The organism is Enterococcus sp. AZ109, from assembly GCF_051714625.1.
GTDB lineage: Bacteria > Bacillota > Bacilli > Lactobacillales > Enterococcaceae > Enterococcus_A.
In genome coordinates, this window is the sequence record NZ_JBIOSF010000001.1 from 1,738,057 (window position 1) to 1,754,578 (window position 16,522).

At 41.3% G+C, this 16,522-nt stretch carries 15 protein-coding genes and 1 riboswitch; of the genes, 4 read left to right on the top strand and 11 right to left on the bottom strand.

Annotated features, from left to right (window positions below; genetic code table 11):
• Nucleotides 1–31 precede the first annotated feature (31 nt).
• The 9 genes from IGI42_RS08265 to IGI42_RS08305 form a co-directional block, all read right to left on the bottom strand.
• Nucleotides 32–739 carry a GntR family transcriptional regulator gene (locus IGI42_RS08265; protein ID WP_438715356.1) on the bottom strand — a complete coding sequence of 236 codons (708 nt, stop codon included), beginning with the start codon at nt 737–739 and terminating at the stop codon, nt 32–34.
• 20 nt (nt 740–759) lie between these two features.
• Nucleotides 760–990 (bottom strand): type II toxin-antitoxin system PemI/MazE family antitoxin, encoded by a 231-nt coding sequence (gene mazE / locus IGI42_RS08270; RefSeq protein ID WP_438715357.1) that lies wholly within the window; start codon nt 988–990, stop codon nt 760–762.
• A 421-nt stretch (nt 991–1,411) separates the two neighbouring features.
• Nucleotides 1,412–1,720, bottom strand: a complete 309-nt coding sequence (locus tag IGI42_RS08275) for a DUF3784 domain-containing protein (RefSeq protein ID WP_438715358.1) — start codon at nt 1,718–1,720, stop codon at nt 1,412–1,414.
• 93 nt (nt 1,721–1,813) lie between these two features.
• Entirely contained in the window at nt 1,814–2,770 is a 957-nt protein-coding gene (locus tag IGI42_RS08280; RefSeq protein WP_438715360.1) for a transketolase family protein, read from the bottom strand.
• Nucleotides 2,771–3,616, bottom strand: coding sequence for a transketolase (locus tag IGI42_RS08285; protein ID WP_438715361.1), 846 nt, complete (start codon nt 3,614–3,616; stop codon nt 2,771–2,773).
• Between the two features lie 18 nt (nt 3,617–3,634).
• A complete protein-coding gene (locus IGI42_RS08290) occupies nt 3,635–4,999 on the bottom strand; it encodes a PTS ascorbate transporter subunit IIC (RefSeq protein ID WP_438715362.1) in 1,365 nt (454 codons plus the stop codon).
• An 85-nt stretch (nt 5,000–5,084) separates the two neighbouring features.
• On the bottom strand, nt 5,085–5,366 hold the full coding sequence (locus IGI42_RS08295; protein ID WP_438715363.1) for a PTS sugar transporter subunit IIB: 282 nt from the start codon (nt 5,364–5,366) through the stop codon (nt 5,085–5,087).
• A complete protein-coding gene (locus IGI42_RS08300) occupies nt 5,366–7,387 on the bottom strand; it encodes a BglG family transcription antiterminator (RefSeq protein ID WP_438715364.1) in 2,022 nt (673 codons plus the stop codon). The genes IGI42_RS08295 and IGI42_RS08300 overlap by 1 nt, the downstream gene beginning before the upstream one ends.
• A gap of 336 nt (nt 7,388–7,723) precedes the next feature.
• Nucleotides 7,724–8,209 (bottom strand): GNAT family N-acetyltransferase, encoded by a 486-nt coding sequence (locus IGI42_RS08305; protein ID WP_438715365.1) that lies wholly within the window; start codon nt 8,207–8,209, stop codon nt 7,724–7,726.
• Nucleotides 8,210–8,339: 130 nt separating this feature from the next.
• Here IGI42_RS08305 and IGI42_RS08310 point away from each other — a divergent pair, with 130 nt between their 5' ends.
• A complete protein-coding gene (locus IGI42_RS08310) occupies nt 8,340–9,017 on the top strand; it encodes a lipoprotein (protein WP_438715366.1) in 678 nt (225 codons plus the stop codon).
• Nucleotides 9,018–9,147: 130 nt separating this feature from the next.
• On the opposite strand, the gene IGI42_RS08315 is transcribed toward IGI42_RS08310, so the two are convergent.
• Nucleotides 9,148–10,059, bottom strand: coding sequence for an EamA family transporter (locus IGI42_RS08315; protein WP_438715367.1), 912 nt, complete (start codon nt 10,057–10,059; stop codon nt 9,148–9,150).
• 452 nt (nt 10,060–10,511) lie between these two features.
• A riboswitch (Lysine riboswitch) is annotated at nt 10,512–10,688 on the top strand.
• Nucleotides 10,689–10,811: 123 nt separating this feature from the next.
• Between IGI42_RS08315 and IGI42_RS08320 the strand changes: the two genes are divergently transcribed.
• Together IGI42_RS08320 and IGI42_RS08325 are read left to right on the top strand one after the other, a co-directional pair.
• On the top strand, nt 10,812–12,413 hold the full coding sequence (locus IGI42_RS08320) for an ABC transporter permease subunit (RefSeq protein WP_438715369.1): 1,602 nt from the start codon (nt 10,812–10,814) through the stop codon (nt 12,411–12,413).
• An 18-nt stretch (nt 12,414–12,431) separates the two neighbouring features.
• Nucleotides 12,432–13,175, top strand: a complete 744-nt coding sequence (locus tag IGI42_RS08325) for an amino acid ABC transporter ATP-binding protein (protein ID WP_438715370.1) — start codon at nt 12,432–12,434, stop codon at nt 13,173–13,175.
• Nucleotides 13,176–13,199: 24 nt separating this feature from the next.
• Here the strand turns inward: IGI42_RS08325 and IGI42_RS08330 are convergent, their stop codons facing one another.
• Nucleotides 13,200–13,799: a TMEM175 family protein gene (locus IGI42_RS08330; protein WP_438715371.1), complete on the bottom strand. Its 600-nt coding sequence runs from the start codon at nt 13,797–13,799 to the stop codon at nt 13,200–13,202.
• Nucleotides 13,800–13,967: 168 nt separating this feature from the next.
• On the opposite strand from IGI42_RS08330, the gene IGI42_RS08335 reads away from it, so the two are divergent.
• Nucleotides 13,968–15,479 (top strand): helix-turn-helix domain-containing protein, encoded by a 1,512-nt coding sequence (locus IGI42_RS08335; protein ID WP_438715372.1) that lies wholly within the window; start codon nt 13,968–13,970, stop codon nt 15,477–15,479.
• Nucleotides 15,480–16,522 lie beyond the last annotated feature (1,043 nt).

Sequence of the window (16,522 nt, forward strand, 5' to 3'; positions counted from 1 at the left end):
AAAATCGAAACCTGATTTCAGCTCTGCTTTTTTAATCAATTCTTGAACGGTGAATCTCTCGGTCAAACGGTCGAATATAGGTTACTGAGTAATCAATTGCAATAATACTGCTGTATTCGTAAACTTGACCATCTTCTAAAATGGCACGGTTGGTAATTTGCATCGCCGGTGTTCCTCGTTTACACAATAAAAGCTTGGACTGTTCCGTGTTAGTAGTAATCGGATCGTAGCTAGTAATGTAGTGGGAAATGCGATAACCTTTTTGTTCCACATAATTTTGAATCGAATGTTCCACCACATCTTGCGAAAAATCAGGAAACATCGATACCGGCAGCTTGGAGATCTCCAGCTGTTCAATCTTATAATTTACAATTCGAATCCGTTCAAAGGTCCAGATTTCGTCCTGATCTTCCAGTTGAAAAATCTTCTGCTCCTCCAGAGTAGCCTGCGCTTTTTTCAAGCTGATCATCTTAGAATCAATCCGATCATACGGTGTTCGGGTTAGAGAGTTGAAGATCAGCGGATTCTTGACCCATTTCTCGTGGACAAAGATACCTGATCCTTGCACCACCCGAACAATCCCGATTTCTTCTAAATTCTTCACCGCCTGCTGAATAGTAAAACGAGAAACCCCATAGATACGGGCCAATTCCCGTTGGTTCGGCAGCTTACCGTTTTTAAATTCTTCTTGGTATATTTTACTTAATAAGTCTTGCACGATGAATTCACGTTTTTTCACAATGAGCCCCTTTTGCGCTTTTAAATTAGCTCTTTTCCTTTTGGCTGCAGACCCTGCCATTCCTCTTCTTCGAAAAAATCACCGATTCCAGAAGCGGCAAAGGGATTGTCAATTCTAGGAATCAGCCTAATCGTTCCATCTTTAGAATATTCAACAATATACTCTTTATTTGGCTCAGGATTCTGGTTATCCTTTGTTGGGAGAGTAATAACCACAGCGTTCCCTTGCCGTCTTGTCTTAGCAGTTAACACACTAAATCACCTTTTCATCTATATCTTAGCATAAGTTCAACTAGCTTATTACACCTTCTTCATTCAGTCAACCTACAAAAAATTCTAGCAGTATGTGGCTGATGATTAGGTAGGCCGTAAAGAACAGAAATACTGACACGATCGGAAGCTGAATTTTTATAAACAAGCTTAAAAACAGCACTAGTAATGATACACCTGCCACAAAAACCAAATTTTCCCGAAGAATTTGTTATGAGAAGCCAAAAATCCCACCTTTCGCTCCTTGCAAAAATGATGAGTGAAATCGTTCCAGGATACTCGTGGCGTGAGCATCGATAGCCTTTCGAAAAAACCCGTGATCCAAAATCCTATGAAAAACATCTGCCACTGAATCATCTTTCTTACCTCACGGGTAGTAAGCTTTTTAGCAACGAGTTAAAAACTATTGCTTAAACAGCTTGGAAACATTACTAAAAATCAACACAAACAAGGTAGTCGGAACAATCAGCCAACTGATACAATTTTCAGGTATGATTCCAATGCTTAGCAAAAGCACCACCAGATCTATAAACAATAAATAAAGCCCTACTAATTTACCAATATTTCTGCCATTTACTTTGGCTCGATTTGCTTCACCCATGGTATTATAACCAGCAATCAGCATCAGCCACTTTCCGCGAATCAATTGGATGCCTATGATTGGCATTGCAATTATCATGAAACAGATAACTAAATAATCAATTGTTGTCATCACTGATCCCTCCTTAGTCACTTTAATTTTACCACGAGATCACCATCCAAAAAAAGCCAAAATCTCCGAAGAAATTTTGGCTTCTAACTAGTTCTATTTCACAAATTCTGCTAACTGCTCTAACATCTTCTCAGTCGTCAGACCAAATTCCGCTTGCAAGAATTCAGGTGTTCCTACTTGTCCGAAGCGGTTATCGACTCCGATGCGTTTCAACGGAACTGCGATGCCATTATCAGCAATCACTTCAGCAACCGCACTGCCTAAGCCGCCAGTTGTTGAATGGTTTTCGATCGTGATAACCCCTTTTTTGTCTGCTAGGTGTTTGATCAATAGTTCTTTGTCCAACGGTTTAATGGTGAACATATCGATCACATCACAGCTGATCCCTTTTTCGGCTAACGCTTCAGCTACTTCAAGTGCTTCTGAAACCAGTTGACCAGCTGCTACGATCAAGTAATCACTGCCTTCTTTTAGCAAATTGCCTTTGCCAATTTCAAAGGTTGAACCTGCTGCGTAGACATTGCGTACGCCTTTACGATTTCCACGAACATAATGGACGCCTTCCATTTCGCTGAAGGCTTTGATGATCCAGTCCATTTGCACTTCATCGGCTGCATCACAGATCACCACATCTGGAATCGAGCGTAATAATGCCACATCTTCCCACGTCGTATGAGTACCACCATTGTGTCCCGCCGCAAAGCCTGGGTCAGACCCAAAAATGTTGATGGTATTTTTAGAATAAGCACCTGACAAGTAGACTTGATCCAGCACCCGTCTTGTCGCAAACGGACCAAACGTATGGATAAATGGTGTATAGCCAGTTAAGTTCAAACCAGCAGCTACGCCGACCATGTTGGCTTCGGCAATTCCTACATTAATGAAACGATCCGGATTGCTTTTGCCGATGTCAGTCCATTTGCTGGCACCGCCTAAATCGGCTTCTAAAGCGACCACTTTCTCATTTTCTGCCATGACTTCTTTTAACGCATCAACAACGGTCGCGCGTAGTTCTTTACCTACTTCTTTATTCTCGGCAAGTGTAAACATCTAGGCACGCTCCTTTGCTTTTAGTTCTTTTAAGGCTTCATCGGTGGCAGTCTGAACGGCTTCACTGTCAAATTTCACTGAATGATTGGCCGCCATCTCTTCAAAGAATTTAACCCCTTGACCTTTGATGGTGTCTAATACGATACATACCGCTTGATCGGTAACAGCTTTACATTGATCAATTGCTTCGTCAATTGCCGCTAGATCGTTCCCTTTAACTTTCGTTGTATGGAAGCCAAAAGCCCGCATCTTCTCAGAAATATCAAAAGGATTCAGAATATCTTGAGTGGTGCCGTCTAATTGCTTTTTATTTTCATCAATAATTACGATACAGTTACTTAGCTTGTAGTGAGCCAAATACTGGAAGGCTTCCCAGCATTGACCTTCATTTAATTCGCCATCGCCGACAACTAAGTAAACATAGCTGTCTTTGTTTTGCATTTTTAACCCAGTAGCAATTCCAGCAGCCACAGAAGTTCCTTGACCTAATGAGCCAGTCGTTGCATCAACCCCAGGCGTCTTTGTACGGTCTGGGTGAGAAGGCAAGCGTGTGCCGCCTTCATTTAGCGTTCCCAACCATTCTTTATCAAAGAAACCGACTGCTGCTAAAGCACTGTACCACGCAGGACCCGCATGACCTTTAGATAAGACTAAGCGATCACGATCCTCCCACTCTGGATTCTTTGGATCATACTTCAGTTGTTTTCCATATAAAACTGCCAGTAAATCAGCAATCGACAGGGAGCCGCCGATGTGCCCGGAGCCGACTTTTCGAATCGCTTCAATACTGTCGATCCGGATTTCAGCTGCTAGTGCTTCTAACTTGGCAAGCATGTTTTTTTCCATCAGGTATTTGTCCTCCAATTATTCAGAAACTGCTTTTGATTTTTTGTTTTTTCCAGCAACGGTTAAACCGATCAATACGATTAGCACAGCTAGGATGCCGGCAATTGCGGCAATTTGTCCGCCGACGTTTGCTAAGTTTCCTAAGAACAAACCAGTCACACCGTAGTCTGTATCAGAGAAGGTCGAACCTTGGAAGCCAAGATCACCCATAACTGGCATTAATAGAATTGGCATAAAGCTGATGATAACGCCATGAACGAATGAACCCACCAGTGCGCCTCGCAGGCCACCTGTCGCATTACCGTAAACACCAGCAGTGGCGCCACAGAAGAAGTGAGGAACTACCCCTGGAATAATTACAGTTGTTCCAGCAAATACCATGATTACTAAGCTGACAATGCCGCCAACAAAGCTAGTCAAGAAACCGATCAATACAGCATTTGGTGCATATGGGAAAACAATCGGGCAATCCAATGCTGGAATAGAATTTGGTACCAATTTTTCTGAGATTCCTTTGAAGGCTGGCACGATTTCTGCCAAGATCAAACGAACACCGGCTAAGATGACAAAGACACCAGCGGCAAATGAACCTGCTTGTTGCAAGGAGTAAATGATATAGTTAGTGCCGCCGCTTAAGTTTTCAGTAACAAATGCGCTTCCAGCGAACAATGCAACGATCACGTAAACGATTGCCATTGTAATTGTGATACTTACAGTTGAATCACGTAGGAATGACAACCCTTTCGGAAAGTTGATGTCTTCCGTTGATTTTTCTTTATCGCCGACATATTTTCCGATCAAACCGCTTAGGGCATACCCGAAGTTTCCAGTGTGTCCTAGGGCAACAGTGTCGTTTTTAGTAATTTGACGGGTAAATGGTTGGGCAATTGCTGGGAAAATCGTATTGGCTAATCCCAGTGCTAGACCACCGAAGAAGACTAACGGAACGGAACCCATGCCAGTTACACTCAAGATAACTGCGATCATACAAGCCATGTATAAGGTTGCGTGTCCAGTTAAGTAAATATATTTGAAACGTGTGATGCGGGCAATCAAAATGTTAAACGCCATACCAACCAACATAATAAGTGCGGTAAATGTGCCAAATTCGGTTAGCGCTAAAGCAACGATTGCTTCATTATTCGGGACAACCCCTTGCATGTTGAAAGCCGCTTGGAACATTTCCCCAAATGGTGCCAATGAGTTTTCAACAACGCCGGCTCCGGCAGTTACGACTAGGAAGCCGACAAAGGTCTTGATCCCGCCTTTAACAGTGGATGCTAAGTCTTTTTTCTGCAGTACATTTCCTAAAATAGCGATTAATGCTACCAGCAATGCCGGTGTACTAGCGATATCGACTAATAAATCTAAAATTCCATTCATTTTTTTATTTCCTCCTTGTTCGATTGTAAATCTTTTTTTCGCTCTGTTTGCCCTCTCCTACACTAGGAAAGGGCGATTCACTGGTCTACAGCAAGCCTTTTGCTACACAAACGGCTTGAACTTTTTCTTTTAATTCGTCCATGTCAATGATGCTTTCTAAGACAACTACTTCACCTAAATGCTGCGCGCTGTCAGCTAAGTCACTAGCGACAAAGAACACGTCTGCTAAATCTGGTGATGCGCTTCCTAAGTCAAAGTGAGCAACCTCTACTCCTTCTACCCCTAGGTCTTTCAATACTGAATTGATGTTCATTTCTACCATAAAGCTTGATCCTAAACCGGACCCACAAACTGCTGCAAATTTCATTATTCGTTCTCTCCTTTGGCCAAAATGGCTAAAATTTCGTCTTTGGTTGTCGCATTTAATAAGGCTTCTAAGTTTTCTTTATTGGATAATAATTTCGTTAAGCTGGATAACGCACGCAAATGGGCTTCATTATCGACAGCAGCTAGACAGACAAACAATTGGATGGCATGCTTTTCATCATCCACCAGTAAGACCGGTGTTTGTACTTTCAATAGCGACATGCCTAACTCGTTCACGCCATCTTCAGGACGAGCATGAGGTAGAGCAATCCCTTTTCCAATATGGATAAAAGGGCCATATTGTTTTACCTTATCGATCATTGCGTCGATATATTGGTCTTCGATTTTCCCTTCAGTAAGCAATGGCTGGGCAGTAACACGAATAGCTTCTTCCCACGCTAGTGGCTGGTCACTGATTTGGATCATCTCTGGGGTAATTAATTCAGTTAACATTGGGCGACGGTCCTCCTTTTTCTCAATCAATCGATTCATCTTTTTGTTCAAGGTTTGATACAGCTTCTCTTTGGTAACGCCTTTTTTAATGGTGATATACGGCAATAGCGCATCAACAATCTCCTTGGCACTAGGCAGTGAAAAGCCGGGAATCAATAATTCCTGCTGAACTCGATTAATCAATTGGTTCTTTTCTAATTGCGACATTAGTGGTTTGACAACGTAAACACGTTTGGTTGATTCAACATTGATCGTTGAAAAAATGACATCGTAGCCTTCTTCAGAGATACTTTGCAACTGGTCAACTGAATTAGCTTCTTCAAAATGGATCGTTGGAAAGATTTTTTTCAGCTCGGTTTGTAAAATCAACGAAGAACTGATCCCATTCGGGCAAACAATCAAGGCCCGTATTTCTTCTCGCACCGCTTCTTCCTTTTGCCGAGCTACTTCCCCTCCGAATAAGATGGAAAAGAAGCCCACCTCTTCATCGGGAATTCCCTTGCCAGCTAGTTTTTCTAACGGCAGTAGGGCTTCCTTAGTAAAACGATAAATTTCAGCGTATTCCATTTGAATATTGTCGATTAACACATTCGGCAGATAAAAGCCGTTTTTTATCCGAAAATAGGCGGGAACTAAATGATAAAATAAATTCATCAGCAACTCACGAAAATTGGAAAATTCAATCGCCGACAACCCTTCCATTCGATGGATTATCTCCGCTGAACAGCTTAACAACTGATCCAATTGAATATCTTGGATCTCCCCTTGAACCACTGTCATCAAGATGATGGTTAAATAGGCGATTTCAATTGGCTGGTCAGCCGTGAAAAACTGGCGATAAATAGCTGCCCCCGCTTGGTAAGCGGTAAGCGTTTGGATTAACCTGTGATCTTCAAGGTGTACCAACGGATGATTGACGATTCGATCAGCACTAAAGGCTAAAAAGAGGGAAACTTCATCAATCCGGCTGGGAACAATTTCCAATCCCGTTTTTTTGGTCTGCTCTTGAATGGTATCCCGCCAAGTGGCATAAAGTGCCAAGTCTTGTTGGTTAACCCAATGCAGCAAACCATATTTTCCGGTATTGCTTTGTAGAAGCTGTGCCACTAGATTTTTAGCTAAGCGACGAACAGTCTCTTCTTCTCCTTCAATCAGGAAACCTGTTTTTCGAGTGTACTCTAACCGAATGTCGTAACTTGCTAACACACTGCGCAACTTTTTAATGTCGGCAATCGCGGTCCCCTTCGAAATCTCTAGAAAATCTTGAAAGTGAAATAACGACAACTCCTCGACTTGGGAATAGCTAAGCAGGTAAATCAAGGCGCGGCGTTCTTCTTCCGAATAAACGACCTCATCTTCCTTGGTTAGCAAAAGAGCCCATTGTTTAGCCGAAACCTTTGGAATATAAAAAACTCCGGCTGGTTTGTCGCGTTTTGAGCTGTGTGTCTGCAATTCCCCTAATTGCTGCTGGACTTCCTTGGCAGACAGGCCTGTCTGAGTTTGCGCTTGGTCCAAAGTAATCAAGCAATCAGGTGTTCGGGATAGGAGATAACTTAATTTGTAATTCATCTCCTCACCTCCTGTCATAAGTATAGAATGAAAACGATTCATTTACGATGAACGTTCAGTACAAATTACTTTACAAAAATTGATTTCATTGTACCGAACCTCGAAAACACCTTTTAAAACCACAAAAAAAGAACAAACACACGGTCTGCTCTTAACTGTCGTAAAAGCTTAAAATGATCCTTTCATCATTACTATAGCAGTCACAACTCAATATTTCCAATTCGATTTTTCGTTCAAGGACATCTATAAAAATAACCCTGGTTATCATTTTACTGTTTTTATTTGTAGGAACAGTATGGATAGTTACGACCTGTTTCACAGTGTAACAAGCCTAGCTTATAGCAATTCTTTCTTAAAGAAGACATTATCAACCGCCATTATCTGATAATCCTCCGGCATGTCAGCTGCTGTACATTCTACGAAGCCATGCTTTTTATAAAATTTCTGCGCCGCTATGAAGGTATCGACTGTCCCTAGGTAAAGATTTTTGTCCTGTCTGGCTGTGCAATAAGCAATCAACGTATCTAATAATTGCTTACCCACTTGCTTTTCTCCTCTGAAAGCTGGAGCGGCGAACATCTTTTTAATCGCACCGTTGCCATCCTTCAGTTTAACTAAAGCAATCGTTCCTACCACCTGGTCATCAGACAGTGCGATCCAAAAATTGCCGCCGTTTTCTATGTATTCCTCTTCGATCCGCAGCAAATCCGGCTGATCTTCTAAGGTGATGTTGATGGCAAATTCCTTTTGAATTGAGGTAATCAGCTCAATTACCTTTGATTCATACCGCTTCTCAAATGGTTTGATTGTTACTTCTGACATAGTAATCCTCTCCTTTAATGCTTAATATAGCACGAATCAGCGGTTTCATTTCCGGACAAAGAGGCCCACTTCCCTCTCTATCAAAATGATAGGTACTTCTATATAATCTAGAATAAAAGGGGGCTTTATAATGAAAAAAGTATTGATTGGGTTTGCTTTATTGTTGGCTTTAGCTGGGTGCAATCGTCAAGAAAATGCTGAGCAAACAACCAGCAAATCAACCGAAGCAACGAGCGAAGGAAGGAAGGAGACTTCCACGACTCAAAGTCAACGTATTAGTACATCTGATAATAGTGAGGCTACAACTACTCAGAGCACCGCTAAAACGGAGGAGACAAGCGCTTCATCCTCTGCTGAAAATGAACACGCTCGGAAACTGGCCGAATACAACAATCTTCCTGAGCAAGTAAAAGTGTTTCTAGCTACTACCACAGTGGATGATCGCGCAAAGTACGATCTTGATCCCGAAGTGAAACCTCCAACTTTTATAGATTATATCCAATACAATTTCGATGGGGATTATTTGATTGTTAACCTAACATCTGGGATAGGAATCGGTCATCCGGTGTATTTGCTGGATTATGATGATGAGTTCATTTATCCTGTAGACGGTTTTGCTATCGTCGATCAATCGGCCGAAGCAGTCTATGAAGCTGCACCCGTCGATCCTACACCTGTTTCTAAAATCGACCTATTGGACTATTATCAAGCTAATCCTCAATACTTCGATGCTAGTATTGATCAGATACTCCGCTCGGATAATTTCACCTTGCATTCATTTAACGAAAATAAAAATAAAATTAATTAGCCTGCACGACAGCCGAAAAAAGGTTGTAACAGAAGTGTTCAGCTCCGAGAAATAAGCCGAATGAGCTACTTCAGTTACAACAATTATGCGGGTTTCAGTGGCTGTGACGCTTTATGTCACAGCCACTTTCTTACCCATCATAAAATCCTAAAATAATAATCCCCAGCATCACAATCGCAATCACTAAATATTGTTTCCAGTTTAGCTTCTCCTTCAAAAAGATGCGACCTAACAGTACGGAGATAATCGCATAAGAAGAAATCAACGGCGCCGCAATCACCGCCTGCTTGCCGGCAATGGCACCAACATAAAAGAATTGCCCGATGGTTTCAAACAAAGCTGCTAAACCTCGATCTCTTTCTTGAAAGAATTGAATTTTCTCCTTTTTACGGAAATACAGATAGCCGATTAAGAAGAGAGCGACGAATAAGAAGGTCAGCTCATAACTCATGTTGGCCTGATCCTCGGGCATAATCGCTTTGTATTCTAAATAATAGCTGTCTAAAAAGGTGCCCATACCGTCAATGACCATATAAATGATTGGAAAAATGATTGCCAAGGCACCAAAGCGGTATTTTTCTTCGATTTCTACACCCGCTTTTTGCAGTTGGGCGTCTTCGGCCTGTTTTTCCAATATAGATAGAAGCAAAATACCCAATAAGATCAAAAGAACCGCCAGCAGTTGTCCACCATTAATCCGATTACCTAATAAGATAACACCTAAAAGTGCCGTAACCGCTCCTGAGGAATTGGAGATTGGTGATGAAATCGACACCTCGATATACCGCAACCCGAAATAGCCCACCGCCATCGAACCAATATACATAGAAGACACCGGCAAATAACGCACCAAGTTCATCCAGTCATAAGATATCCCTTCAATCAATCCATAATAAATAATGGCGTGCAGTCCCATCACCAACCCAACAATAATGGTCGTCTTCACCGCACTATATCGATCCCGCGGATCATTTCCCTTCTTATAGAATAAATCTGCACTTCCCCATGCAATTACCGTCAGCATGGCATGAACAAACCACATATATGTATGACCCCCTTTTCATTTATCGTGTGTTCAATCCACTTACAGTGTTATGCGGCCTCAAAAGAATCCAGCATCTCCGTGATCAGATCCGCATTTTTATCAAAGAAAGCAGACGGCTCCATAAACATAATCTGTCTCTGTTTCTAAGAAATAGCGGCGAACTTCCACACTTTTACCTTAGTGGAAAAGCAACCACTGGTTCATTTTAGTATCTCTCTATCAATTTTTGCACTCTCTATAAGAGTCCCATAGATTGTGGCTAGTTTCAATTAGTAATTTTGTCTAATCCTCTTTGCAAACCCTCTCTTCAAACCAGTAAACTTTCGGAAAATGACCATAATTTTCAATCATAATTAAATAACTTAGGTTTTCTATTTCTTACTTATTGACATTTGACTACCTAGCCATTAGACTGTAACCTACAATAACTGAATACGAGATGCCTCAATCAATGAGGTAGAGGTCGCGAAACTTATTAAGCCTATGGAGTGAAAGAGCACGAAGAAGTAGGTCTAGGAAGGTTCGCCGAAATGTACGGAAAGCTCTTTTTATTTTCGTATGTTGGGACGCAAGTGAATAACTTGCGGACTGTCTTAGCAGTGATGCTAAGTTGCGCTATGTTTTGTGAGAGGGACATCTTCTTATATTTGCAAGCGGCCTTTGTTTTCTGGCGGCTTTTTTTGTTTAGCTGGAATAACTTCGCAAGAGCAGGCACCCATCTCGTTTATCATAACAAAGGGGAGAAAACTATGAACAAAAGAATTTTTTCAGTTATCGCTTTTCTGGCTTTATTCGTTTCATTTTTAGGTCTGCCGTTAGTATCACATGCAGATGATCGCACGCCAGAAGGAGAGCTTAGAGTCGGCATGGAAGCTGGCTACGCACCTTTTAACTGGACGCAAAAAGACGATCGTAATGGTGCAGTCCAAATCCAAGGAGATCAAGCCTATGCCGGTGGTTACGATGTCCAAATCGCTAAAAAAATCGCCGAGAAAATGGATCGCAAATTAGTCATTGTCAAAACCGAGTGGGACGGCCTATTGCCAGCCTTGCAATCTGGTAAAATCGATGCCGTGATTGCCGGGATGTCACCGACGGAGGAACGCCGGAAAGAAGTAGATTTCTCAGACGAGTATTATGAATCACAATTAGTTATTATTACCCGGAAAGATTCCAAGTATGCAACAGCTACTTCATTAGAAGATTTCGCTGGTGCGAAAATCACTGCTCAGCTGAGCACATTCCACTACAGTGTGATTGACCAAATTCCTGATGTTGAAAAACAACAGGCAATGGACAACTTCCCAGCGATGCGGGTTGCCTTAGAATCAGGTACGATCGATGGGTACGTCGGTGAGCGACCTGAAGGTGTTACTGTTGAATCAGTAAACCCTGACTTGAACATGGTGGAATTCCCAGAAGGTCAAGGCTTCCAAAATAATCCGGAAGACGTTCAAGTATCGGTCGGGATGCGTAAAGGTGATCCTTTATTAGCTGAAGTAAACCAAATCTTAAGTGAAATTCCAGCCGACGAACGGACTGAAATCATGGACCAGGCGATTAAAGATCAGCCGGCCAATGAAGAAGTAGCTACTAACGAAGATGGTTCAGAGGAAAATGTTTTTGTCCGTATTCTAAAACAAAACGGCATGATGTTCTTACGTGGAACAGGTATGACCTTGCTTCTAGCAATCGTAGGTACAACTGTAGGTACAGGTATCGGCTTGTTAATCGGTGTCTTCCGTACCATTCCTGAATCAAAAAACAGCGTCAAACGTGGATTGCAAAAAGTTTTTGGCTGGATTTTAAATGCCTACATTGAAATCTTCCGTGGCACACCAATGATCGTACAATCAGCGGTTATCTACTATGGAATTGCAATGGCTTTTGGGATTGACTTGAACCGTACAGCTGCTGCATTGTTTATTGTTTCCATTAATACAGGTGCTTACATGTCAGAAATCGTCCGTGGGGGAATTTTCGCCGTAGATAAAGGACAATTTGAAGCAGCCCATGCGATTGGGATGACACACGGTCAAACCATGAGTAAAGTTGTCTTACCGCAAGTACTGCGCAATATCTTGCCAGCTACTGGTAATGAATTGGTTATCAATATTAAAGATACTTCTGTTTTGAGTATTATTTCTGTTTCAGAGCTGTTCTTCCAAGGAAAATCAGCCGCTGGAACGAACTACATGTTCTTCCAGACTTACTTCATTATTTGTGTGATTTACTTCGTGCTGACCTTCTCAGCAACACGCCTATTGCGCTTTGTGGAGAAGAAAATGGATGGCCCAGATGCCTATGCACGCTTGGAAGAAACTGACGTAGCCATTGAAGCAGATAAATAAAAAGGGAGGAGTATTTTCATGGATAATATTATTCAAATTGAACACTTGAAAAAAAGCTTTGGCGATCATCTCGTCTTAAAAGATATCAGCATGAATGTCAACAAAGGAGAAGTGGTTACAATCATCGGAGCTTCTGGTTCCGGTAAATCCACTTTCCTGCGTTGCATTAACTTGCTAGAAACACCAACTGGCGGGAAAATCCTTTATAAAGGAGAAAACGTCTTAGAAGATGGCTACAACCTGCCAAAATATCGAACGCACTTAGGCATGGTGTTCCAATCCTTCAACCTGTTTAACAATATGAACGTCCTGCAAAACTGCATGAGCGGACAGATGACCGTCCTAAAACGAAATGAACAAGAAGCCCGCAAAGTGGCTTTGGAAAATCTGGAAAAAGTTGGCATGTCTCGCTTTGTAGATGCCAAACCTGCCCAATTGTCTGGTGGACAAAAGCAACGGGTAGCCATTGCCCGTGCATTATCAATGGACCCAGAAGTGATGCTCTTTGATGAACCAACGTCAGCATTGGACCCTGAAATGGTCGGCGACGTGTTGAGCATCATGAAAAACTTGGCTGAATCTGGCTTAACGATGGTTATAGTAACTCACGAAATGGCCTTCGCTAAAGAAGTTTCTGATCGGGTAATCTTCATGGATCAAGGTTTGATCGCAGAAGAAGGCGCTCCAGAAGACCTCTTCGTTCGACCAAAAGAAGCCCGCACGCAAGAATTCCTACGTCGAGTACTTCATCCAGAACCATAAAACAAGCGAGCTTGATCCTGGCGATCAAGCTCGTTTTTTGATTGGAAACAATTTGTGATAATACTCATCCGCTTTACGGTAGGAAACTACCCACAAAGCCGAGACCAGAAATCGCCCCAGCATCCCTACCGCCGGGTAGATAAACACACCCACAAATAAGATCAAATTGATAATCATGGATAAGCGGCTGCGTTTGTCTCTTTTTAAGACTTTCACTACATGGCTATCTGGATCATTGGCTTGAATAATCTTCTTTGAGAATACCCCAAAGGAAAAACTCCACATACCATATACCACTACATATGCCAATTCCGGCCAAAATTCATTCGGATTGCGCCCTACCCAACTCGTTACTGCAGGACACAAGGTTAACCAAAACAACCAGAAAATATTTGCCCAAATCACACCGTAATTAATTTTCTCCGACATTTGCATCACCCGGTGATGATTCACCCAGATTACTGCAACGAAAACAAAGCTGACTACATAAGCCAACAAGGTGTTAAAAATGCTGGAAAGCGATCCGAGTGTCGGCGGATCGGGAATTTGAATATCTAAAACTAAAACCGTTAAAACAATGGCGACTACCCCATCAGTAAATGCTTCTAACCTTGATTTTGTCATGTTCTCACCTTCAGCTTCAGCATACACGAAATCCTCATTTTCTGCATAATATTAATCTCTGGATCGTCTTGCGTGTCTATAAACTGACAGTTTTTAACAAATAAAGTACAATGTAGTCAAGTATCTGCCGATTTTCGGCGAATTACACTTAAAAAAGGAGGAAATAAGATGCTTTACGAAGAACTGATGTTTGATTCATCGCTCCTTCTACGTTTTAAACTCTTTCATTATTTGATTCAATCCAGTATGCAAATCCTCTCAATCAGCCAATTGTCTGATGAAATGGGTTTGAATTACCAGCAAACCGTAATCGAACTAAATGAAATTGATGAAGAATTAAAAGATATTCATCCTGAACACAACAGTATTATGATGCGTGCCGGAAAAGTGAATTTAGAAAATCTTTCTGCGACCTTAGATGAATATCGGTACCACTTACTCAAAAAAGCAGTTCCTTTTCAGTTTATCTTGTATTTCTTAAATGAAGAAGACCCAACGATTGAAAAATTTAGTGAGAAATATTACGTTAGTCGCTCTACCGTTTCTCGGAAAATTGATCGGTTAAAGCGTTACTTGAAAGGCTTCAATCTACGTTTTACTTATACTGAAGCAGGCATGTCAGGCGATGAACGTCTGATTCGGATTGCTCTGTTTAATATTTTATGGTTAGGAACTCGGGGGTTAGATTTCCCACTGAACGTTGATGAAAAATTGGTTGATAAATCAGTCGAAACCTTCAAATCCTACTTTCCATTGTCTCGTACATATTTTGGCGTGCATGAATTACGCATGTTTGCCGGAATTTCAATGATGCGGATTAATAAACAGCATTATGCTAAATATGATACACGCTACAATTTCTTGATGAAGGACAATCCTTATTACGACTTCACTTCATTGGGTGAATTGGTGAACGTGTCCTTGACTGCAAGGCAGTTAAAGGGAGAATCTGCTTTCATTTATTTCTTGGCTCACTACGCGCCTTTTTACACTATTCGCGAAGACAATAGCTTAAAACAAACGCTGCACGACTTTCAAGCGCGTCCAAATCCCGTGAATAGCTTCGTGACGGAATTCCGTCGTTTTGCTAAGAAAACTTTGTTCCCGGATAAGCCTGAAGTTATGGATGATCCGTTAATCATCGGGAACCTGTTAAACATTACCTTTGCTTATTTTGTTTTCCGTCAGCCGTTTCCAAATATTATGAGCATGGTGATCCGACCTAACGAACACCCCTCCCACGGGGAACACGTCTTGGAGCAAAATATCATGAACTTCATGCACACAGCCGGTGAAAGTGCTGACTATCAATTCATTCGATCCGTGCGAGTTCTTTTGGGAAAATCTTTTAAACACTTACTGATGCCTAGCTTTAATCAATTTCCTTATGCCGAAGATTTGAAAGTTGGAATTGCAATGGAGCATAATGCAATGTTTGTGCGAGAATTGTATCACTTCTTAGATGATTTACGCTTTGTCGAAGCAGAGCCTTACGATGCGTCCTTGAAGGATGGGTATGATCTAATTATCAGCTCTTCTATGTTGCTGAAAAAGGAAAAACCTGATCTGCCAATTCATGTATTGGATCACAATTATAGCGAGAAGGATTTGATTCCTTTGTATTTAATAATGCGCGATATTTACGGAAAGAAAAACCAAGCAAAATTAGATGCTAAGTAATGATTAAGGAAAAAGAGAAAATATATTCAAAGAATTCACTGATTTCCTATTCTTTGATCATAAATCTATCACATTTAGCTTGTATTATATAAGCATACCAACAAACAACCCTAACACTTTTTCATTTTTAACTCCTTGCCTGTCGGCCACCCACCGACAGGCTATTTTTTGCCAGTCCTACTTTTCACAGGTTGCATTGATAGACAGAAATCCAATTGTTCCCCTACGACACCTGGTCTCGTGATGTTTAGTTGGATGGTAGGCGTATGACGATAGGACTCATTTTTCGCGCTCTTCGAAAAATGATTTCCTTTACACGGAGGTAGCTGCCAGTCCTGCTTTTCGCAGTGTCTATAAATAGAAGAGCTCATTAAAAATTACTAACTACCTAATAAACAGTGAAGTTTAGCAGGATGGTAGACGTACGACAATCAAGTCATTTTTTGCGATCTTTGAAAAATGAGTGCCTTAACCGGAGGTAGTTGCCAGTCTAACTTCCTGTAGTTTGTTAGGACAAAAAAGTGCAAAAAGTAACTACCCGAAAGAATTTCTCACTTCTGATTGGAGATAATCTTTCAAGTTTTATACTTTTCCAACACTTCGTTCACAAATCATTCACATCTGCCTTGTATTATGTATTGTATACCAACAAACAACCCTAACACTTTTTCATTTTTAACTCCTTACCTGCCAGCTACCCACTGGCAGGTTTTTTTTGTCAGTTTTACTTTTCACAGTTCTATATCGTGAAATTGCCTCTTATCAAGTTATCTTAGATTTACTAGGGAATGCGTTTAGTAAAATGATAGGCGTACGACGATTACACTTATTTTTCACGGATTTCGAAAAATGAATTCCTTAACTGGAGCTAGCTGCCAGTCCTACTTTTCACAGGTTGTTAAGCCAAAAAGTTATCCAATAATTACTAGCTAAATTAGACTTGGAACGTTTAGCAGGATGGTAGGCGTATGACGATTAGATTCAGTTTTCATGGGCTTGAAAAAATGAGTTCCTTCACTTGGAGCTAGCTGCCAGTCCTACTT